The organism is Thermomonas sp., assembly GCF_019104945.1.
In the GTDB taxonomy this organism is placed as follows: domain Bacteria; phylum Pseudomonadota; class Gammaproteobacteria; order Xanthomonadales; family Xanthomonadaceae; genus Thermomonas.
The window spans coordinates 33,951-55,602 of record NZ_JAHRWW010000053.1; the positions used below are offsets into that span (position 1 = coordinate 33,951).

The 21,652-nt window shown below is 58.0% G+C and carries 14 protein-coding genes; 4 read left to right on the plus strand and 10 right to left on the minus strand.

Features of this window, described 5'->3' with window-relative positions; all coding sequences use genetic code 11:
- Window positions 1–109: 109 nt before the first annotated feature.
- From KUL77_RS12175 to hrcA, 5 genes are all read right to left on the minus strand, one after another.
- Window positions 110–1,225: a prephenate dehydrogenase gene (locus KUL77_RS12175; protein WP_297147625.1), complete on the minus strand. Its 1,116-nt coding sequence runs from the start codon at window positions 1,223–1,225 to the stop codon at window positions 110–112.
- 63 nt (window positions 1,226–1,288) lie between these two features.
- On the minus strand, window positions 1,289–2,422 hold the full coding sequence (gene dnaJ / locus KUL77_RS12180; protein WP_297147627.1) for a molecular chaperone DnaJ: 1,134 nt from the start codon (window positions 2,420–2,422) through the stop codon (window positions 1,289–1,291).
- Window positions 2,423–2,496: 74 nt separating this feature from the next.
- Window positions 2,497–4,413, minus strand: coding sequence for a molecular chaperone DnaK (gene dnaK / locus KUL77_RS12185; RefSeq protein ID WP_297147629.1), 1,917 nt, complete (start codon window positions 4,411–4,413; stop codon window positions 2,497–2,499).
- 101 nt (window positions 4,414–4,514) lie between these two features.
- Window positions 4,515–5,018 carry a nucleotide exchange factor GrpE gene (grpE, locus tag KUL77_RS12190; RefSeq protein ID WP_297147632.1) on the minus strand — a complete coding sequence of 168 codons (504 nt, stop codon included), beginning with the start codon at window positions 5,016–5,018 and terminating at the stop codon, window positions 4,515–4,517.
- A gap of 61 nt (window positions 5,019–5,079) precedes the next feature.
- The gene (hrcA, locus tag KUL77_RS12195) at window positions 5,080–6,105 is read right to left on the minus strand and encodes a heat-inducible transcriptional repressor HrcA (protein ID WP_297147801.1); all 1,026 of its coding nucleotides are present in this window, start codon (window positions 6,103–6,105) and stop codon (window positions 5,080–5,082) included.
- Between the two features lie 121 nt (window positions 6,106–6,226).
- Here hrcA and recN point away from each other — a divergent pair, with 121 nt between their 5' ends.
- From recN to KUL77_RS12210, 3 genes are read left to right on the plus strand one after another with little or no spacing between them, the layout of a single operon-like run.
- On the plus strand, window positions 6,227–7,885 hold the full coding sequence (recN, locus tag KUL77_RS12200) for a DNA repair protein RecN (protein ID WP_297147634.1): 1,659 nt from the start codon (window positions 6,227–6,229) through the stop codon (window positions 7,883–7,885).
- Window positions 7,886–7,909: 24 nt separating this feature from the next.
- Window positions 7,910–9,358 (plus strand): exodeoxyribonuclease I, encoded by a 1,449-nt coding sequence (sbcB, locus tag KUL77_RS12205; RefSeq protein ID WP_297147637.1) that lies wholly within the window; start codon window positions 7,910–7,912, stop codon window positions 9,356–9,358.
- 37 nt (window positions 9,359–9,395) lie between these two features.
- The gene (locus tag KUL77_RS12210) at window positions 9,396–9,938 is read left to right on the plus strand and encodes a DUF2939 domain-containing protein (RefSeq protein ID WP_297147640.1); all 543 of its coding nucleotides are present in this window, start codon (window positions 9,396–9,398) and stop codon (window positions 9,936–9,938) included.
- A gap of 1 nt (window position 9,939) precedes the next feature.
- Here the strand turns inward: KUL77_RS12210 and KUL77_RS12215 are convergent, their stop codons facing one another.
- The 5 genes from KUL77_RS12215 to KUL77_RS12235 all read right to left on the minus strand — a co-directional run bounded on the left by KUL77_RS12215 (window position 9,940) and on the right by KUL77_RS12235 (window position 20,577).
- The gene (locus KUL77_RS12215; RefSeq protein ID WP_297147644.1) at window positions 9,940–10,887 is read right to left on the minus strand and encodes a 5'-nucleotidase; all 948 of its coding nucleotides are present in this window, start codon (window positions 10,885–10,887) and stop codon (window positions 9,940–9,942) included.
- Window positions 10,880–13,525, minus strand: a complete 2,646-nt coding sequence (locus KUL77_RS12220) for an EAL domain-containing protein (RefSeq protein ID WP_297147647.1) — start codon at window positions 13,523–13,525, stop codon at window positions 10,880–10,882. Before KUL77_RS12220 ends, KUL77_RS12215 begins: the two co-directional genes overlap by 8 nt.
- Window positions 13,526–13,550: 25 nt before the next feature.
- Window positions 13,551–14,321, minus strand: coding sequence for an NAD kinase (locus KUL77_RS12225; RefSeq protein ID WP_297147649.1), 771 nt, complete (start codon window positions 14,319–14,321; stop codon window positions 13,551–13,553).
- A gap of 89 nt (window positions 14,322–14,410) precedes the next feature.
- A complete protein-coding gene (locus KUL77_RS12230) occupies window positions 14,411–19,360 on the minus strand; it encodes an NAD-glutamate dehydrogenase domain-containing protein (protein ID WP_297147652.1) in 4,950 nt (1,649 codons plus the stop codon).
- A 68-nt stretch (window positions 19,361–19,428) separates the two neighbouring features.
- Window positions 19,429–20,577: an acyl-CoA dehydrogenase family protein gene (locus KUL77_RS12235; RefSeq protein WP_297147654.1), complete on the minus strand. Its 1,149-nt coding sequence runs from the start codon at window positions 20,575–20,577 to the stop codon at window positions 19,429–19,431.
- Between the two features lie 145 nt (window positions 20,578–20,722).
- Between KUL77_RS12235 and KUL77_RS12240 the strand changes: the two genes are divergently transcribed.
- The gene (locus KUL77_RS12240) at window positions 20,723–21,652 is read left to right on the plus strand and encodes a metalloregulator ArsR/SmtB family transcription factor (protein ID WP_297147657.1); all 930 of its coding nucleotides are present in this window, start codon (window positions 20,723–20,725) and stop codon (window positions 21,650–21,652) included.

The window sequence follows — 21,652 nt, forward strand, 5'->3', positions numbered from 1 at the left end:
TAGATGGAGTAACCCTAAGTTGTACGTTACCGCAACTTTACAAGCAAGTTATTGATGGCTGTCATGATTTGACAAACATTGTCGCCGTTCGTCAGGTGCAGTTAACCGTTTATCCTGAGAGCACCGTTCCGATATCGGATTCTGCCAGTGCGCTTGCCACTGCAGCCAGCCGATCCAGCGGTGTTCCGCTATTGAACCCGAAGCGGAAATGGACTTCTCCCGACGGGGTGCGGGATGAGTGCAATGAGGCAATACTCACGCCCTGCGTTTCGAATACATGCAATAGCGCGCGTAGCGATCCCGGCCGGTCTTCGGGTAAATGCACGCTCATCGTATGCGGGTCGGCCAGATCGGCAAGCAGATAGCCAAGTCGCTCGTAGGTGTAGTTGCCCGCGGCAAGTGCCTGTTCGCCAAAGGCGTTCCGATTATTGGTGAGAAACTCGCTGCGGAAGCTAGCGCGCGCGGTATCGCTACCGTGTTCAACCAAACTGGAAATACGCGTGAGCTGTTCGGCGAGACCACGCAACACCTGAGGAACGTGCGGGTTGCCGAACTGAATGTCTTCGTAGATCGCGGGGTTAAGCGACAAGATGCGGCTGGCAATGGCTGCATCCATTTCAAATGAAGCTGAGCGCAGCGGTAGCAGGCCACTTAGCCCCCCCGTTTGTACGGTGTGCTGGTGCAGCACGCTTGCTTGGGCAAGATGGGTGGCATGCACCATGGCCTGCACCATGGCCATGGCTCGGTCGTGCTGCTCAGGTGTGACGTGCACGCATTCGGCTTCAAGTGTGTCAAGCAGCTTGGCGAACCAACCACCCCAGTGCTGCAAGCGGCCTTCGCACACGGCGAGCACGCGGCCGCGCAATGTTGGCGACTTAGGCGGTGCTGTCATGGGGTGCAGGCCCATGACTTCTGCCTGTGAGAGCAGCATGGCGGCCACTGGTTCGGACTTAATGGAAGTGACATCCAGCCAAAGCCGCCCAACTTCGCGCCCTGCCGATTGCTGTACGTAGCGCGCAATCAGCGCGGGCGTTTGCCGAATAGGTGCGGAGAACAGCAGTACATCGGCCTGCTGCAAGAGGTCTTCTTCGCTACTTGAGTTGGCATCGGCCGGGTCGTGACCGATCACCTGCAGCTGCATGCACTGTTCAAAGAAGTCGCGCAACCAGCGCCCGTAAGCGCCTGCACTGCCAACAATACCGATGGTGGGATACTGAGTGTCCAAAAAAATCGCGTCTTGGCAAGCCAGACGCGATTCTAAGAAATCTTAATAGTTACTGCTGAAAGCTCAGGACACCATGCGGTCGAAAAAGCCCTTCACACCATCAATAAATGTGCTGGATTTGGGCGAATGGCGGCGTGCGCCTTCGCCTACGAACGTGGCTTCAAATTTTTCCAACAGCTCGCGCTGCTCGGGGGTGAGGTTGATCGGCGTTTCCACCGCCACCTTGCAGTACAGATCGCCCGGTTGACGGCTACGCACTGACTTCACGCCCTTATCGCGCACACGGAAGACTTTACCGCTTTGGGTTTCGGCAGGAATACGTAGCTCGACTTCGCCACTCAGCGTCGGCACCCGTACGCTGTCACCTAGTGCTGCCTGCGAAATGCGGATGGGAATCTCGCAATGCAGATCATCGCCATCGCGTTCAAAAATCTCGTGCGGACGCACGCGAATTTCAACGTATAAATCGCCCGGAGGCGCACCCGCCGGGCCAGCTTCGCCCTCGCCGCCAAGGCGAATGCGGTCGCCGTTATCCACACCGGCAGGCACTTTGACTTCCAGCGTTTTTTCTTCTTCAACGCGGCCATTGCCGTTGCAGGTTTTGCACGGGTTGGCAATGGTCTTGCCTGCGCCGCCGCAGTGCGGGCATGGGCTTTGCATTCTGAACGGGCCGCGCTGCATGATGACCTGCCCGCGCCCGTGGCAGGTTGTGCAGGTTTCTACCTTGCCATCTTCCGAACCGCTGCCTTTGCAAGGTTCGCACATCGTGAGCGTGGGAATGTGAATGTGCTTCTCCACACCGGCAACGGCTTCTTCCAGATCCAGCTCCATCATGTAGCCGATGTCAGCGCCGCGACGTGGCCCCTGCTGGCGCGCGCCGCCGCCAAAGATATTGCCGAAAATATCGCCAAAAATATCGCCCATGTCGGCGCCGCCAAAGCCGGGGCCCGCGTTGCCGCCACCCATGCCGTTTTCAAACGCCGCATGGCCATGCTGATCGTAAATGCGGCGCTTGCCGCCATCGCTCAGCACTTCGTAAGCTTCCTTGGCCTCTTTGAACGAGACTTCGGCCGTTGCATCCCCCGGATTTCGGTCGGGGTGATACTTCATCGCCAAGCGGCGATAGGCTTTCTTCAGCTCATCGTCGCTGGCATTACGGGCCACGCCCAGCACTTCGTAGTAGTCGCGTTTGCTCATCGGTTCAACCTATTCCCATCACAGCAACGGGCAGACCTTTGGCCTGCCCGTTGTTACGTCAAGCCGAAACTTGATTACTTCTTGTCGTCTTTGACTTCGGTGAATTCGGCATCCACCACGTCGTCACCGGATTTACCGGCTTCCGCACCACCGGTTTCCTGCTGCTGGCTGGCGGCAGCGGCTGCGGCAAACAGGGCCTGCGCGGCTTCTTCCAACGCCTTGGCCTTGGCTTCGATCTGGGCCTTGTCATCGCCCTTGATCGCCACTTCCAGCTCGGCAATGGCGGCTTCCGCGCTGCCAATGGCCTCGCCCGGCAGCTTATCGCCATTGTCCTTGATGGTGCTGCGCGTGGTGTGAATCAGCGCATCGGCTTGGTTACGCGCCGACACCAGCTCGTGGAAGCGCTTGTCTTCCTCGCGGTTGGCTTCGGCGTCTTGCACCATGCGTTGAATTTCTTCATCACTCAGGCCTGAACCCGCCTTGATTTCAACCTTCTGTTCCTTGCCGGTTTTCTTGTCCTTGGCGGTGACGTGGACGATACCGTTGGCGTCGATGTCGAAGCTCACTTCCACCTGCGGCATACCGCGCGGTGCAGCGTCGATACCTGTGAGGTCGAAGCGGGCCAGCGACTTGTTGTAGCGGGCCTGCTCGCGCTCACCTTGCAGCACGTGCACGGTAACGGCGCTCTGGTTATCCTCGGCAGTGCTGAAGGTCTGCGAAGCCTTGGTCGGAATGGTAGTGTTCTTCTCAATGATCTTGGTGAACACGCCGCCCAAAGTTTCAATGCCCAGCGATAGCGGGGTCACGTCCAGCAGCAGCACGTCCTTGACGTCGCCGGCCAGCACACCACCCTGCACCGCCGCACCGATGGCCACAGCTTCGTCGGGGTTGACGTCCTTACGCGGTTCTTTACCGAAGAACTCGGCCACAGCGACCTGCACCTTCGGCATACGGGTTTGGCCACCGACCAGGATCACTTCGTGGATATCAGACGCACGCAAACCGGCGTCGTTCAGGGCCACGCGGCAAGGTTCGATGGTCTTCTTCACCAAGTCATCCACCAAAGCTTCCAGCTTGGCGCGGGTCAGCTTGATGTTGAGGTGCTTCGGGCCGCTGGCGTCAGCCGTGACATACGGCAGGTTGACGTCGGTCTGCTGATTGCTGGACAGCTCGATCTTGGCACGTTCGGCGGCATCCTTCAGGCGCTGCAGGGCCAGCGGATCTTTGCGCAGATCCACACCATCGGACTTCTGGAACTCTTCCACCAAGTAGTCGATCACGCGGTTGTCGAAGTCTTCGCCGCCGAGGAAGGTGTCGCCGTTGGTGGCCAACACTTCAAACTGCTTTTCACCATCGACGTTGGCAATTTCAATAATCGATACGTCGAAGGTGCCGCCGCCAAGGTCATACACCACGATCTTGCGGTCTTTGCCGTCGCCCTTGTCAAGGCCATAGGCCAGCGCTGCGGCGGTGGGCTCGTTGATGATGCGCTTGACATCCAGCCCGGCGATGCGGCCAGCATCCTTGGTGGCCTGACGCTGGCTGTCGTTGAAGTACGCCGGCACGGTGATGACCGCTTCGGTGACGGTTTCGCCTAGGAAGGCTTCAGCGGTTTTCTTCATCTTCTCCAGCACCTTGGCGGAGACTTCCTGCGGCGCCAGCTTCTTGCCGTCGGCCAGACCCACCCACGCATCGCCATTGTCGTGTGCGGTGATGGTGTACGGCACTACGCCGAGATCTTTTTGCACTTCGGCATCGGTGAACTTGCGGCCAATCAGGCGCTTCACCGCGTAGAAAGTGTTTTTGGGGTTGGTGACTGCCTGACGCTTGGCCGAAGCGCCCACCAGCACTTCACCGTCTTTGGTCCACGCAACGATCGACGGGGTGGTGCGGTCGCCTTCGCTATTTTCAATGACGCGGGCCTTGCCGCCTTCCATGATGGAGACGCAGGAGTTGGTGGTGCCGAGGTCAATACCGATAATCTTGCCCATGACGATGTCCTCTTAAATCTTGATGTCTGGTTGGCGCCGCGCGCCACTGGTTTGTATCTGGGGATGAAGGTGCAAGCCTTCAAGGGGGTGTCGGAATGCAGTTAATCGTGTTTCGCTACGATCACCAGCGCCGGGCGCAACAGGCGGCCATTCAGCAGGTAGCCTTTTTGGAACACGGTAATCACATGCCCCGGCGCAACGCCTTCGGCTTCGCCTTGGCTAATGGCCTGATGGTGGTCGGGGTTGAAAGCTTCACCGGCAGGGTCAAGCACGCTCATGCCGTTTTCGTGCGCTACTTTCAGCAGCTGCTTGTAAGTCAGCTCCAAGCCTTGGCGCAATGCGTCGGCACCGTCTGCGGCAGCAGCAAGACCAGCGTCTAGGCTATCGAACACCGGCAGCAGGTCACTCAAAAGACGCTCGTTGGCGAACTTGCGGGCCTGCTCGATATCACGCGCCAAGCGCTTGCGCTGGTTTTCAAGGTCGGCGCGCTCAAGCAGAGACTGCGCCTTGAGTTGGTCGATTTCGCCGCGCAGCACTTCCAGTTCGTCGTGCTGCTCCACCTCGGCGGCGGTGTCATTGATGTCCTGCGTCGGTTCGTTGCTCATATTCACGGTTTGCAGTCTAAATTTGCGGCGGGATGCCGCCTCTGCACACAGCTATGGGGGCTTAGCCGTCCTGATTCAAGGCCGCCCCCAAGACGGCCGCCGTGGCCTGCACCACCGGAATGACCCGCTCATAGGCCATGCGGCTGGGGCCGATCACCCCCAATACGCCCAATACTTGCCCGTCATGGCCATACGGGGCGGTGACCAATGACATCCCATCCAGCGATGCCAACCCGGTTTCCTCACCAATAAATACGCGCATTCCCGGTGCTTTGGCGGTACGTTCCAGCAACTGCAACAGCTCGCGCTTTTCGGCAAAAGCTTCAAACAGGGCGCGCAGACGATCGACATCCCCCATGTCTTGCAAGCCCATCAGACGCGTTTGCCCCGCCACCAGCATGTCATCACCCGCCGTCGGGGCAAACGCCTGCTCGGCTAGGTCCATCGAATTGGCCAACAAGCGCTCCATTTCACTGCGTGCTTGCCGCAAGTCGCTTAAAAATGCTGTACGAATGTGCGATAACGGCTTGCCCGCATAGTGGGCATTGAGAACATTGGCCGCCTGTTCTAATTCGGAAGGGGAAAACGCGCGCCGCACCTGCACGACGCGGTTTTGAACTTCGCCATCGGCAAACACCAAAATAGCCAATACGCGCTGCGGGTCGAGCGCGACAAAATCAATTTGGCGAAAGGTGAAGCTATCGCGCTTGGGCACACTCACCATGCCGGCAAAGCGGGTCATGCTGGACAGCAATTCGCTACTACTGTTCAGCAGGGCTTGTGTACCTGCTCCTGCGGGTAGCGTATGGCGTAGGTGGTCGAGTTCAGCGGCGGTCAGTGGTTTTAATTGCAGCAGCGAGTCAACAAAGAGGCGATAGCCCTGCGGTGTGGGCACCCGTCCGGAGGACGCATGAGGCGCGGCCAGTAGCCCTGCATCTTCCATCGTGGCCAAGATATTGCGAATGGTTGCTGGGCTAACGTCCAGCCCGGCGTGCTTGGCGAGTGTCTGTGAGCCAACCGGCTCGCCGCTGCTGACGTGGCGTGCCACCAAGGTACGCAGCAGCTGCCTAACACGTGGGTCGTGGATAATATCGGGTAGGTGGCGGCGCATTGTTGACTTCAAGTGATAGGTATCTAGTTGTAAGCATCGCCGCATCGTTATGCAACCGCTATCCGTCTTCGCTTCATGCAGGCACAATGCCATTCCCATGCTGACCCGACTTTCCATTCGCGATTTTGCCGTTGTTGCCCAAGCTGAACTTGAGTTCGGCCAAGGGCTTACCGTTATTTCGGGCGAAACCGGCGCAGGTAAATCCCTCTTGGTTGATGCACTCGGTTTTCTTTCGGGCGCACGTGCCGACTCGGGCGCGGTGCGCCACGGCGCAGAACGTGCGGAGCTGAGCGCCGAGTTTTCGTTGGCCGATTGCAACGAAGCCGCGCAGTGGCTGGGAGACAACGAGCTGGATGAGGGCGATACCTGCCAATTGCGCCGCACGCTGCGTGCCGACGGTGGTTCGCGTGCTTGGATCAACGGCCGCCCGGTGCCGGTGACCCAACTAGGAGAATTGGCACAACTTTTGGTGGAAATTCACGGCCAGCACGCGCAGCAGGCGCTATTGGCACGTGGCCAGCAAACGACACTACTGGACGCATTCGCGCGCCATCCGCAGCTACTACAAGACGTTCGCGAAGCTGCGCAGCGTTGGAAACAACTATGCGATGAACGCAGCACGCTGCTTGCGCGCGGCGATGTTGCAGATCGCCAAGCATGGCTTCAGCACCAGCTGATCGAGCTCAACGCGCAGCCGCTTGAACCGGAAGCCTTGGCCGAGCTTGATGCTAACCACCGCCGCCAAGCACACGCCGCCACGCTTATCGGTGCTTGTGATGACGCCCTTCTGGCACTGAGTGGTGACGACTCACTCAGCCGTCGCCTACATGTACTGCGCGGGTTGATTCAGCGCGAAGCACGCCACGAACCACGCTTGAACGATGTGGACGGCATGCTGGACTCCGCGTTGATTCAATTGGATGAAGCAAACTCCCTGCTTCAGCGCGTGCGCGATGATTTAGACATCGACCCCGACGCCTTGGCTGAACTAGAGCGTCGCTTGACCCGCGTGCAAGATTTGGCACGCAAACATCGCCTCACGCCGGACCAGCTCTTGGCCCACCGAATAGTGCTAACGCAAGAGTTGGAATCGCTTGCCGATGCCAAACAGCGCCTGCAACATCTTGATCAAAACATTGCAGCAGCGCTGGCCCAATGGAGCAGCGCTGCACGTCTTTTGAGCACTTCGCGCCGCCGTGCGGGTGATGCCTTGGCCGCCGCCATTGCATCGTTTATCAGTGATATGGGCATGCAGGGCGGTTGTTTTGAGATCGCCCTGACCCCTAATAGTAGCGACGCCCCCGATAGTCTTGGTGCCGAGCGCGCAGAGTTCTTGGTTTCTGCCAACCCCGGCCAACCGCCGCGCCCGCTGCGCAAGGTCGCCTCAGGCGGCGAACTGTCGCGCATTTCACTGGCTATTGAAGTCGCCACGCAAGGCCAAGATGCGGTTGCCACCATGGTTTTTGACGAAGTGGATGCTGGTATCGGTGGCGCCGTGGCTGCAGCAGTTGGTGCAAAACTACGCCAACTGGGGAGCGAGCGGCAGGTCTTATGTGTCACCCACCAGCCGCAGGTGGCCGCTGCGGGGCACGCGCAATACCGTGTGAGCAAAGCCGCCCAGGACGGCATCACCCAATCGGCGGTAACAGCCCTTAATAGTGCGGGGCGCGTGGATGAAATTGCGCGCATGCTGGGCGGCGCAGAAATCAGTAAAGAGGCGCGCGCCGCGGCGAAGCGTTTGCTCGCAACGGAATAAAGCATTCCCCACTACAATCCCAGAATGGCCGCCTCTTTTCTCTTTTACGACTTAGAAACCTTCGGTATCAACCCGCGGCAAAGCCGCATCGCCCAATTTGCTGCGATCCGCACCGATAGCGAGCTCAACGAAATTGATGAACCCATTTCATTTTTCGTAAAGCCTGCCAACGACGTACTGCCCTCGCCTGCCGCTACCTTAGTCACCGGCATTACACCGCAGTACGCGCTGCAGCACGGTGTCAACGAAGCCGCCGCGTTCGCGCGCATCATGGAAGAGATGGCGCGCCCGGAAACCTGTAGCGCCGGCTATAACTCACTGCGTTTTGACGATGAGTTTATTCGCTACGGGCTCTATCGAAATTTCTACGACCCGTATGAGCGCGAGTGGCGCGGCGGCAATTCGCGCTGGGATATGCTCGATGCCCTACGCATGATGCATGCGCTGCGCCCTGATGGCATTACCTGGCGGCAACGTGAGGATGGCAAAGGCAGCAGCTTCAAACTTGAGCATTTGGCCGAAGACAACGGGCTGCGTATTGGTGAGGCGCACGAGGCATTGTCGGACGTACGTGCGCTCATCGGTGTTGGCAAATTATTCAAACGCGCCCAACCGAAACTTTGGGAATACGCCCTGCGCCTGCGCGACAAACGCTTTGCTGCGTCGCTTCTGGATACCTTTGCAATGACGCCAGTGCTGCATATTTCGCAGCGTTACCCCGCCGAAAGATTAGCGGCGGCGCCGATCTTGCCATTGGCTGTTCACCCACACATCGCAACGCGGGTGATTGCGTTCGATCTGAGCGCCGAGCCTGATGCACTTTTAGAGCTAGATGCCGCCACTATTGCCGAGCGCCTGTATCTACGCCATGACCAGCTACAGGAAGGGCAAGTGCGCGTCCCTCTGAAGGAAGTGCATACCAACAAATGCCCTGCTCTTGTGCGCTGGGATCATTTGCGCGAAGCAGATTTTGCGCGGCTGGCGATTGACCCTGACACGGTGCTTGCGCGTGCCGAACGCATTCGCGCCGCAGGTCCGGCGCTGGCTGAAAAGATGCGCCAAGTATTTGTGCGTGAACGTATGGCGGGTGCACAAGACGTCGATGCGGCGCTCTACGACGGCTTTATGGCCGAAGGGGATAAGCGCCTACAAACACAGGTGCGCGGTACGCCGCCGCATCTCCTAGCAAGTGCGCAGTATGCGTTCCGCGACGCGCGCCTGCCGGAACTTTTATTTCGCTATCGCGCCCGCAACTGGCCAGAGCAACTGCTCCCAGCGGAACAGCAGCAGTGGCGCGAGTTCCGCAAGCAGCGCTGGCTGGAGCAGGATCCAAGTACAGAAGGCAGCCTGCCGCATTTTCAAAATGAAATCACCCGTCTTCGCGAAGAACATGCAGACGCCCCGCAAAAGTTGCACCTTTTAGAACAACTGGTGCAATGGGGCGCACAAATGGCCGCCGAAATCAAAGCCTAACCAGTACACTTGCCCGAACACTATTTGGAGCCTGCCTGTGTCGAAGAAACTCAAATGGGGCGTTAGCGTCATCGCCGCACTGCTTGCGTTGATGCTTGGCTACATAGCTGCGGGCCCCTATCTTGCGATCAACGGCATTCACAACGTGGTGGCCAGTGGCCAATATGGAGAGCTTTGGCGCTTTATTGATTTCGACCAGTTGCGCAGCAGCTTACGCCCGCAGATTCAAGAACGTATTGCACGCGGCATTATGGGCCACACCGGCACAAGCCAAGGGGCTAAAGCGATTGGTGAAGTCACCGCAATGATTGCCGACCCTGCAATTGACGCCATGGTGTCGCCACAGGGTATTGCGACATTGTTAGAAGGTAGTGCGTTCGGCAACCGCGTGCGGGGCATCGTCAATGAGCAAGGCCAAGCGCAAGCAACCGACCCACTGAAAGGCGCGGCAACACATTTCGAATCGCCTTCTTTATTTACTGCAACGGCCGCCAATGCTGAAGGCAAGCCGGTGGTCTTCGAATTTCGTCGCAGCGGTTTAACGTGGAAACTCGCCGGGCTACGGCTTCCAGAAAACTGAGTCAATTCTTCTTCGCATCGTTATTGACCACACCATGCGGCACATGCCCAGCGGCGACGTGACGGCGTGCTGAGTCGATATTGTGCGGTGAGTCGTCGAAGAAGATATCGGCACCGAATGCTTCCAAAAATGGGCCTTTGTCACGCCCCCCTAAGAACAACGCTTCATCAAGACGAACGTCCCATTCGCGTAGCGTTCGGATCACGCGCTCATGAGCAGGTGCAGAACGTGCCGTGACTAAAGCCGTGCGGATTGGGCAAGTGTCGTCTGCAGGAAAGGCTTCTTGTAAGTCGTGCAATGCCGACAGGAACCCCCGGAAAGGCCCCCCAGAAAGCGGCTCGTGGGCAAGTGCACGCTCGTGCTTACCAAAGGCTTCAAGCCCCTGCTCGCGTGAGACGCGCTCGCTTTCATCACCAAAGATCACCGCATCGCCATCGAAGGCAATACGCAATTGCCGCTGCCTCGGCTCGCTGCCGCGCTCCGGCAAAATCGTGGCCGCCGCCACGCCAGCGGCCAACGCGCTGCGCACCGACTCGGAATTGGCTGAAAGAAATAGCTGTGCACCAAAGGGCTTGATGTACGGCCACACCGGAGCACCGGCCGTGAACGTTGCGCGTCGAATATCCAGCCCGTAGTGCTGAATAGAATTGAACACGCGCAGGCCGGTATCGGAAGAGTTGCGCGATAGCAAAATAACTTCGACGCGCGGTGCTTCGGCGCTGGCGCCTTCGTTCAACGACAGTAGCTTGCGCACCAAAGGAAAAGCCAGCCCAGGGGGCAACACATCATCTTCGTGCTGGCGCTGATAATCGGCAAAAGCCTTGATCCCCTCGCGTTCAAACAGCGCATGACTGTCTTCCATCAGAAACAGCGCACGCGCGGTAATCGCCACGATAAGCGGCGAATGCGGCTGTTCTGATACAGAGGGTACGGGCTGCTGCTTAGGCATGGTTCGTCCGCTGGAAAGGTACACGTTCGGGTTTATGAAAGGCAAAGCCCTGCGCATAGTCCACTTGTAGCGAAGAGATCAGCAGCAGAATGTCGGGCGTGGACACCCACTCAGCCACAACCTCCAAGCCCTGCAAGTGGGCGATTTCAGTAGCGGCATTGACGATGGCGCGCGATGTTGCATCGGTGGTCATGGTCTGCACAAAACTTCCATCGATCTTCAGTACGTCCAGCTCAAATGTTTTGAGATAGCCAAACGACGACATACCCGAACCGAAGTCGTCGAGTGCCACGCGGCAGCCCAATAGGCGCAAGCGCGAAATCAGTGCGCTCGATACATTGATATCACGCATCGCAACTGTTTCGGTAATTTCAAACAACAGGCGCTGCGGGTTGATCTGATGGCGTTCGATCAGGTTTTTGATAAAATCAAAAAGCCCTTCGTCTTCTAGGCTTGCGCCAGAGAGATTGATCGCGCAAGTCGCCAGCGCAGCGCCTTGTGGGTGCAGTTGATCGAAGTGAGCAAGCGCGGTTTCCAATACCCAGCGGTCAATGTGCGGCATAAGGCCATAGCGCTCGGCAGCAGGCAAAAAGACGCCGGGCAGAACCTCTTGCCCATCCTCATCACGCAGGCGCAGCAGCAGCTCGATATGCGCCCCCCGGTTGGTTTCTTTAAGCGGGTGCAGCTCTTGATAATCCAGCAATAGACGGTCGTAGCGCATGGCATCACGGATTCGGTTGACCCATTCCATTTCAACCATGCGTGAAGCAATCGCTGTATCGCTGCTGGAGTGCAATTGCACGCGATTGCGCCCATTTTCCTTCGCTAAGAAACAGGCAGCGTCGGCGTTAGCGAAAAGCTCCTTGACCGATGTCGATTCTTCCACCATCACCACGCCGATACTGGCGCTCACGGTGTAGATCCGGCGTTCCCAATTGAAGACGAACTCTTCAATACTGCGCCGCAGCCGTTCTGCGGTTTGCAGCGCGGCCACAGCAGAAGGCACCGATGTCAATAAAACACCGAACTCGTCGCCGCCCATTCTGCCCAATAGATCCGATGGGCGCAGTTCATCGCGAATGCGTTTGGCGATCTGCACCAGCAATGCATCGCCCGCATCATGGCCAGAAATATCGTTGATGAGTTTGAACTGATCTAGATCGATAAACAGTAGTGCGCTTGCACGCGCCTCTTCGCTCTCTAACAGCGTCTGTGTGTGCGCCTCAAATTTGGTGCGGTTATAGAGCCTAGTGAGCGCATCGTGGTTGGTTTGGTAGCTAAGCCGCTCAGACAGCTGCCGCTGCTCCGAAACGTCGTTACCCACGAGCAGCCACATTGGCACGTCATCGATCACAATTGAACTGATGCGTATCATCAGCCAGAACGGTTTGCCATCGCTATCGTGTAGATACACTTCAAACGCTGGGTGCTCGCTTTGGCTAATTTCTTCAAGGCGATGCGCGATATCGTGCGGCAAAACGGTGGCGAGCCCAGCAAGCCCCGTATCTACAGTAAGCCGCTGGCGTGCTACTGCATTGCGATACACCACAGTACCATTGTCTTTGCGTGCAAGAAGCACAAGCGAGGGCAGCAACTCATTGAGTTTGCGAAAGCGCTCTTCGCTGGCCCGATATTTTTCACTCATGGCGCGGCCGAGTGCAAATGCGCGCGCGCGGGTCATGGCCAGCGACCACACTAAGGCCGCGAGCAACAGGCTGATAATGACACCCGTGATGAACACCCGGCGCCAATTTTGTGTATTAACGACGGAGATTTGTGGGACGCCTGTGATCTGCCATTGCCGCCCACCAAATTGCAGCAGCTCTGCTACCTCTGCTTGGGTGGAGGCGGCTTGTCCGAAACGATGCTGGTAGAGCGTTACCGGCGCACCACCCGTGACATCGGCAATACTTAAACTTGCGAGTGAGTGAATCTTCGACGGCAGTGCCGAGTTGATGAGGTCTTCTACGCGAAACGAAGCGCCAACCGACCCGATAATATGCTTGCGCCGCAGTTCAACCGATTCCGGAACGACGCCATGCGCATACACCGGTAGGCGCAGAATAAAACCATCTTTTGTTACTTGGCTGTTACCACTTTGTCGTAGACGAAATACCGACGACATCGCGATTTGATCGGTATCACGCGAACGCAGCACAGCGTCGAGATTGGGCGGCTGGTTCTGAATATCCAAGCCCACAATCGCCTGATTGCCTTCGCGCGGTGCAAACAGTGTGGTGATGTAACGATCGCCTGCGGACGACGACTTGCGCTCGACATACGCCAGCGCCTGTAGGCTGATCCGAACAATGCTATTGGCATACATATTTTCATAGGCACGCACATATTCATCTTCGGTGACTTCGTCTGAAGCAAGAAAGATTGATTGAAATGTGCGAATGAGACTCTCGCACGCCAGCAATTGATCTTTTACGGCGCTAGTAATCAAGACTACTTCATGCTTAAACGCTTCTTTCGCTGCGTCTTGTTCACGCGCACGCTCGTTCAGCGACACCCAGCCGGTAGCGAGCAGCCCCAAGACGAAGACCAGTAACGCCCAGACGATCGCGGGCACGCGCCGCTTGCTCATCAACCGGATCGCTTGGGAGGCCTCGTTGTCGTAGCTATCAAACGGCATCTGCTGTTCTCAGGTGTCCGTTACTTTATACGGCAAATTGTTCAATCAAAATTCGCTCTTCAAGATTGTGCTCTGGGTCAAACAATAGGCGCACGCTGCGGTTGATCGATTCGCGCACCAGAATTTCGGTGACATCGCGCACTTCGTGCGAGTCTGCGGTTGCACTGACAGGCCGCTTATGCGGGTCCAGCACCTTGAAACGCACCTCTGTACCCGACTTCAATACAGCCCCACGCCAGCGCCTTGGCCGAAACGGGGCAATAGGCGTAAGCGCCATCACGTTCGCGCCCAGCGGCAGAATCGGCCCATGCGCAGAAAAGTTATAGGCGGTACTGCCGGCCGGCGTGGCCAGCATAACGCCATCGCAAACCAGCTCATCTAAACGCACTTCGCCATTGAGCTCGATACTCACATGCGCCGCCTGCCTCGTTTGCCGCAGTAGCGAGACTTCGTTATAGGCCAGAGATGAAACGCACGCTCCCGACTCTGTTTGTGCCTGCATTTCTAGCGGGTGCAACGTCGCGGGTTCGGCATCGGCGAGGCGCGCCAGCAGGTCGTCTTCCGGACGGTACTGATTCATCAAAAAGCCGACCGTGCCCAGCTTCATGCCATACACCGGCCTGCCCAAATCGCCGTGGCGATGCAAGGTTTGCAACATAAAGCCGTCACCACCAAGTGCCACGATAACGTCGGCGTCCTGAGGTGCGTAGAGACCGTGCCGAGACACAAGCCTCGCAAGTGTTGTTTGCGCTTCGTCGGTTGGGCTGGCAAGAAAAGCGATGCGAGGAGAAGTCATGTGCTGAGCTTACAGCCCACCTCCCCTTCATTGAAGGGGAGGTATCCGTAATTTTATGCCCTCTCCACTGATGAAGAGGGCATAGGGGCTTAGCCGCGGCTTGCCAGTTGGGCTACACGCTGTACCGCAACCGAGGCGGTTGGGTAGTCCAGCGTCTTGTGCGAAGCCAGTTCGGTGAGCATCGCCAAGGTGAAGCGCAGGCTGGAGTCATCGCGGGACAGCCATGCCTGTACCTTGGCATCGGCATCCTTACCCGGCATCGACAGGGCTTGGCCGGTCAGCGTGCGCAGCTGCGCAAACAGCTCGTCGCGCAGAACGCCGCGTGCCACAGCGTGCCAGCGGCCTTCCACCTTGAGCGCTTCGATCTGCGCACGCAGCCACGGTGCACGCAGGGCTTCGCCCAAGCGGAAATAGACCTTGGCCACATCGGTAGGACGCAGCTTACGCTCGCGTGCCAGTTCGATGATGTCCGGGCTGGATTCAAGGTACGGCAACGCTGCTAGCTGATCAGCCAACGCAGCCGACAGCCCCTTACTGCGCCACGCTTTGCGGTTGGCTTCGTATTCCGGACGCTGCGCGTCGGAAATGATGCCATCGCCTGCGCGAATATCGCGGAAGCCATCGTGGTAACGCTCCACCGCTGTGGTGATTGCCGGTACCGCACCTGGGCGCGACAGCAGCCAGCGGGTGAAGCTGCGCTGCAGCTCCCAGATCACCATCAGCGCGTCCACTTGAACGCCCTCGCCCACCTTGCCGTCGAGCGTGTCGATCTGCGCCCACAGCTCGCGTGCGTCCAGCGTTTCGCGGGTAATGGTGTACGCACGTGCGATTTCACCAATGCTGCGACCGCTGTCTTCCTGCATACGCATCAGGAAGGTGGCACCCATGCGGTTGATGGTGGAGTTGGTCACCGCCGTTGCGATGATTTCGCGCTTCAGCCGGTGACCATCCATCACCTTGGCATACTTGGCCTGCAGCGGTTCGGGGAAGTAGCGCACCAGTTCTTTCGATAGATACGGATCTTCCGGAATATCTGAATCGAGCAGTTGCGGGAACGCCACCAGCTTCGAGTACGACAGCAGAATGGCCAATTCCGGACGGGTCAGCCCCTGCCCACGCAGCTTGCGTTCGGCAATTTGCGCATCGGTGGGTAGGAACTCGATTTGGCGGTCCAGCAGGCCTTGCGATTCCAGCGTATTGATAAAGTGCATCTTCGAACCAAGACGCGAGACATTCATACGCTCCATCAGCGAGAGCGCTTGGTTCTGACGATAGTTATCGTTCAGTACCAGCTTGGCCACCTCGTCGGTCATCGACGCCAGCAACTTGTTGCGGTCGGCTAGTTTCAGCTTCTTCTTCTGCACTTCGCCGTTCAGCAGAATCTTGATGTTGACCTCATGGTCCGAGGTATCCACACCTGCCGAGTTGTCGATGAAGTCGGTGTTGAGCAGCACGCCCGCTTGTGCGGCTTCGATACGGCCCAGCTGGGTCATGCCGAGGTTGCCGCCTTCACCAATGATCTTGCAACGAAGGTCAGCGCCATTGACGCGCAGCCCGTTATTGGCACGATCGCCTACTTCGGCATTGGTTTCACTCGATGCCTTGATATAAGTACCGATACCGCCGTTGTACAGCAGATCCACCGGCGCTTTCAGTGCGGCGCTGATGAATTCGGTAGGCGTGAGGTGCTGCACATCATCGGCAATACCAAGTGCTGCGCGTACTTCCGGGGTGATATCGATCGATTTCAGCGAGCGCGCATACACGCCGCCGCCCTTGCTGATCAGCTTGGTGTCGTAATCGGCCCAGCTGGAGCGCGGCAGTTTGAACAAGCGCTGACGTTCCTTGAACGACACCGCTGCATCCGGGTTTGGATCAAGGAAGATATGGCGGTGATCGAACGCGCAGAGCACGCGCGTATGCGTGGATAGCAGCATGCCGTTGCCGAACACGTCGCCGGACATATCACCAATACCGACACAGGTGAAATCGTCCTTCTGGCAGTTGCGGCCAAGCGCACCGAAGTGGTGCTTCACCGACTCCCACGCGCCGCGTGCGGTGATGCCCATCCCTTTGTGGCTATAGCCCGCAGAGCCGCCCGACGCGAAGGCATCGTCCAACCAATAGCTGTGCGCTTGCGCAATGCCGTTAGCAATATCCGAGAAGCTCGCGGTGCCCTTATCGGCCGCCACCACCAAGTACGGATCATCGCCATCGTGGCGCACAACGCGCGGCGGCGGTAGCACCTTGCCTTCAACCGAAAGGTTGTCGGTGATGTCGAGCAGGCCATTGATAAAGCGCTTGTAGCAGGCAATACCCTCGGCCAGCCAAGCGTCACGATCCACGGCGGGGTTGGGCAGTTGCTTCGGATAGAAACCGCCCTTGCTGCCCACCGGCACGATGACGGTATTTTTCACCATCTGCGCTTTGACAAGGCCCAGCACTTCGGTGCGGAAGTCTTCGCGGCGATCGGACCAACGCAAGCCGCCGCGGGCTACCGGGCCGAAACGCAGGTGGGTACCTTCAACGCGCGGGCCGCAGACCCAAATTTCGCGGTACGGACGCGGCTTGGGAAGATCCGGCACCAGCGCGGTGTCGAACTTGAACGCCAAGTAGTCGGCCGGGCCACCATCTTTGCGCAGGCCGTCCGCGTAGTCGATGTAGTAGTTGGTGCGCAGCGTGGCGTCGATCACACCAATGAAGCTGCGCAAGATGCGGTCTTCATCGAGGCTGGCGACGCGGTCCAGCAGGCTCTTCAGTGCGTTATGGGCCGCTTCAATTTGCTGCTCGCGCTTACCACTACGGGCCGCAAGCAGTGGCTTCAGCAGCGTCAGTGCGGCTTCGTCACCATCGGTCAGTGCGGTGAGCTGCGCAGTGAAATGCTCCACGCCTTGCTTGATCATCGCGGCATTTTCTTTGCCAGTTTCCGGGTGGAAGCGTGCTTCAAACAGCTCCACCAGCAATCGCGCAAGTAGCGGGTAGCGGGTGAGCGTGGCTTCCATATAGCTCTGCGAGAACGGGACGCCGGTCTGCAGCAGGTATTTGCTATAAGCACGCAGCATGGCGACTTGTTGCCAATCCAGCTTGGCCGAAAGCACCAAACGGTTGAACCCATCGTTTTCGGAATTGCCGCGCAGTACTTGCTCGAAAGCACCTTCAAAAGCGCCACGAACGGCTTCCACGTCCATGCTTTCAAAGCCAAATTGGTCGATCTGGCTCATCACTTCGAAGTCTTGGATGAAGATGGATTCATCATCCAAAGTCACTTCAAAGACGTGCTCGGAAAGCACCTTTAGGCCCATGTTTTCAAGCACCGGCAGGGCTTCTGATAGCACCAGCGGCGCGCCGTAACGGAACATCTTGAAGCGCAGGCGCTCGTGCTGCATGGCCGAGGTGCGATACAGCTTCAGGCACATATCGGCAGGGGTATGCATGCTATCGATGTGTTCAACATCGTCGGCGGCCACTTCCGGGCTGACTTCTTCGATATAGCCCGCAGGCAGTGCACTGGCATAACGTGCGGCCAGCTTCAGGCCTTGCTCTTCACCGTGGTTGGCCACCAGCTGCTCACGCAGCTCGTCGCGCCAGTCGCGCACGATCAGCGCCAGCTTGGATTCCAGTGCCGTAATATCCACGGCCGTTGCCGTATTGCCCGCATCCAAGCGCACCATGGTGTGCATCTGTGCAAGTGGCGAATCACCGATTTGCACATTGGTATCCACGCGCACGCCTCCCAGCGTTTCGCGCAGCATGGCTTCAATGCGGTGACGGATTTGCGTGCTCATCCGCTCACGCGGGATGTAGGTCAACACGGAGTAATAGCGGCCGTAGCGATCGCGACGCAGGAACAACTTGCTGCGCACGCGTTCTTGCAAACCAAGAATGCCCATGCAGGTCTTGAACAGTTCTTCCTCATTGGCTTGGAACAGTTCGTCACGCGGCAGGGTTTCTAGGATGTGGCGTAGCGCTTTGCCACTGTGCCCGTTCGGGTCAAGCCCGGAACGATCCATCACGTAATTATGGCGCTCGCGCACCAGCGGGATATCCCATGGGCGACGGGTGTAGGCGCTTGAGGTGTACAGCCCAACGAAACGCTGTTCGCTCACCGCGCGGCCCTTGCTGTCGAAGCTGAGCACGCCGATGTAGTCCATATAACCGGGGCGATGCACCGTGGCGCGGGCGTTGGTCTTGGTCAAGATCAGCGCATCAACAGCGCCCGATTGCGGCATCGTATGGGCCGCAAGCGACTTGATCGAACGCGGCTTGCTTTCGCTATCGTCGCGCAGCAGGCCAAGCCCGCTACCGGATACCGAAGCCAGCACCTCGTCTTTACCCTGCTTGCCCACTTGATATTCGCGGTAGCCAAAGAAGGTGAAGTGGTCATCGGCGGCCCAGCGCAAGAACTCCTGCGCCTCTTTGCGGCCCGCCTCGGTGACTGGTAACTTGCGCGTGCTGAGTTCTTCGGCCACTTCGCGCATTTGTGCGCGCATCGGCTCCCAATCGGCAACAATGGCGCGCACATCTTCCAGCACCTTATTGACGCCCGCCTTGACCGTAGCCAGCTCACTCTTCTGCTGACGGTCAATTTCGATATACATCACCGACTCTGCATCACCACTGCCCACGGCGGTAATTTTGCCGCTCTTATCACGGGTGAAGCGCACAATCGGGTGGCCCAGTACATGCACGCCAACGCCCATATCGGCCAGCGCCATGCTCACCGAGTCCACCAAGAACGGCATATCGTCATTCACGATCTGCAGCACGGTATGCGACGAAGAACTCGTTTCCAGCGCCGGGTTGGTGAGGCGCACATTGGCCTTGCCGCGCTTGCGTGTGGCGACAAACTCCAGCGTATCGGCGGCCAGGTCGGCCCACTCATCAATACTGCGACTGGCCAATTCTTCAGCGTCCAAACGCTGATAGAACGCGGTTGCAAATGCAATCGCCTGTTCCTGTCCGGCCTTGCCAACACGCTTGGCTAACGCATCGAGAACCGGTTTGAGATCAACATTGCGGGAATCAACTGACTTATTCATCTGTACTAAGCCTCCAAAGGGAAACGGCCGCGCAGGGGAGCACGGCCGTCTTGAGTTTTATTGTCGGTTTATCGAAGCCCGGTTTCGTTACGGGCAATGACCAACCTCTGAATTTCGCTGGTACCTTCGTAAATCTCTGTAATCTTGGCATCGCGGAAGTAACGCTCGATCGGCATCTCCTTGGAATAGCCCATACCTCCATGAATTTGAAGCGCCTGATGAGCGATCCACATCGCTGCTTCCGACGCGGTTAACTTGGCCACCGAGGCTTCAGTGGTAAAACGTTTCCCCTGCCCTTTCAGCCACGCGGCACGCAGCGTGAGCAGTAGTGCAGCATCGAGCTTGCACTTCATATCGGCAATCTTGGCTTGGGTCATTTGGAAGCTGCCCAGCGGCTGGCCGAACGACTTGCGCTCTTTGACATAGGCAAGCGTGGCTTCGTATGCGGCGCGGCCAATACCAATGGCTTGGCTGGCAATACCAATGCGGCCTGCGTCCAGCACGCTCATCGCAATTTTGAAGCCCTGACCTTCTTCACCCAGCACTTCGTCGGCCGGCACCACATAATCGGTAAATTCGATTTCGCAGGTAGCCGAAGCGCGAATGCCAAGCTTGGGCTCGGTCTTGCCGCGGTGGAAACCTTCGCGTGTGGTGTCGATCATAAACGCGGTGATGCCCTTGGCGCCCTTGTCCGGGTCGGTCATGGCAAACAACACGATATATTTGGCCACAGGGCCAGAGGTGATCCAACTTTTCTTACCGTTGATCACATACGAACCATCGGCCTGCTTAGTGGCCTTGCAGCGCATGGCAGTAGCGTCGGAACCTGATTGCGGCTCGGTGAGCGCAAACGCGCCAATTTCGCGGCCTTCGGCAATATCACGCACATACTTTTGCTTCTGTGCTTCGGTACCGAAGGTCAAAATACCATTGCAGAACAGTGAATTATTCACCGACATAATGGTGCTGTGCGCTGCGTCGGCAGCAGCGATTTCTACCATCGCCAGCACATAGGCCACCGGGTCCATTTCTGCGCCGCCGTACTCGGCAGGCACTTCAATACCCATCAGGCCGTTTTCGCCCAGAGCACGGATATTTTCAAGCGGAAACTCGCCGGTGCGGTCGTGATGCTCGGCACTGGGCGCGATCTTCTCGCGGGCAATTCGCCGTGCCACGTCTTGCAACATCAGCTGCTCTTCGCTGAATCCGAAATCCACGCCCGCGCTCCGCATCACTATGAAGTTGGCGCATTGTAGCCCTGACCCGGATAAAACCGAAGCCTCTCACGCCCTAATCACGGTTTTACTTGACCCATATCGAGTATCGCGAGAGAATTATCTCTAAATCGCGATGGAAAGATATATGGATCTTGAAGGCTGGTCTTTGCAACTTAAAGTGTTTGCCGACGCGACACGTGTGCGCTTGTTGGCGCTACTGGAAGGCGAAGAGCTCACCGTTGCAGAGCTTTCGTCTATCACCCAGCTGGCACAGCCACGCGTGTCCACACATCTGGCCAAACTGAAAGAAGCAGGCCTCGTGCGCGACCGGCGCGCGGGGGTTTCCGCCTATTACCGCTTCGACGATACCAGTATTGAACCCGCCCAGCGGCAATTATGGCATTCCATTCGCACCGGTAGTGATGATCCACTACTACGCCAAGACGCTGAGCGCGTTCCCAGCGTGCTGGCCAACCGCGCCGCAGATCAAAACTGGGCCGATAGCGTAGCTGGCGATATGGAGCGCCACTACTCGCCGGGGCGCACTTGGGAGGCCCTAGCGCGCACCGCCCTGCCCTTACTGTGGCCGGGAGACGTATTAGACATTGCCTCAGGCGATGGCGTGCTGGCGGAATTGCTCAGCCCGCATGCGCAGCGTTATGTCTGCATTGATTCCAGCCAACGCGTGGTGGCTGCGGCCAGCGAACGCTTGCGCCGCTTCAACAATGTAGAAGTGCGTGAAGGCGATATGCATGCACTGCCCTTTGACGACAATAGTTTCGACCTTGTGGTGCTGATGCACGCGCTGACTTATGCCAGCAAACCCGCGCAGGCCGTGGCCGAAGCCGCGCGTGTGCTGCGTTCTGGTGGCCGCCTGCTGCTCTCAAGTCTCGCCAAGCACGAACACCGCAGCGCGGTAGAGGCGTATGGTCACGTCAACCTAGGCTTTAGTGAAAAAGAACTGCGCAAGTTTGCGGAAAAAGCAGGGCTAAATATCGCTAATTGCGAAACCGTGACGCGCGAGCGTCGTCCTCCGCATTTTGAGGTGATCTCCCTCACCGGCGTTAAACCGTAA